General features: G+C 37.4%; 1 protein-coding gene. It reads left to right on the forward strand.

What is annotated here, in order from left to right; translation table 11 throughout:
- Nucleotides 1-162 precede the first annotated feature (162 nt).
- Nucleotides 163-820: sugar-binding domain-containing protein (locus tag AC1DND_RS28725; RefSeq protein ID WP_477586358.1), on the forward strand; the 658-nt coding region annotated here is incomplete at its 3' end.

Raw genomic sequence — 820 nt, forward strand, 5'->3', positions numbered from 1 at the left:
CAGCAAATGTTGCCAAAAACCTAACTTATGCTTTTGCAGCAAATCACTCCTTATTAATGAAAAACTAAATTTTGCTCAAATTTAGGAGGGCAGTGGAAACACCGTCTGTTAATTAATTGTTAGTTTTGAAACGATCAATTAATTAATATTAAAACTTAAGTTATGCTAAAAACAACCTATAGCGTATTTTTAATCTGCTTTTCGCTCCTTTCATCAATCAGTTACGGTCAGGTTACCGCTATACAAAACATTCAGGGACGGAAAATTCAGAGCCTTAATGGTAAATGGAATTATATTGTTGATCCTTACGAAAACGGTTATTACGATTATCGTCACGATCCATTCGACCAGTCGAAAACCGGAACCGGAGGTTATTACGATGATAAAACTCAGAAAGACAAGTCAGAACTGATCGAGTATGATTTCGATCATTCGCCACAAATGAATGTTCCTGGCGATTGGAACTCGCAATCGGAAAAATTAGAGCTTTACGAAGGCAATGTCTGGCTGCGCAAAAAGTTTGATGCAAAACCAGAAAAAGGGAAAAAATATTTCGTGTATTTCGGTGCAGTAAATTACGAAGCCCATGTTTACCTCAACGGTAAAAAACTGGGGGTACACAAGGGCGGTTTTACACCTTTCCAGTTCGATGTAACCAGCAACTTAAAAATTGGCGAAAACTCCATTGTGCTTAAAGTTGATAATATCCGTAAACAGGATGAAATTCCAACTGTAAATACCGATTGGTGGAACTATGGCGGCATTACACGCGATGTTTACTTAGCCGAATTTCCTGAACATTTTATCAGTGACTATAAAC

It is taken from the genome of Pedobacter sp. 01N416, assembly GCF_056399685.1.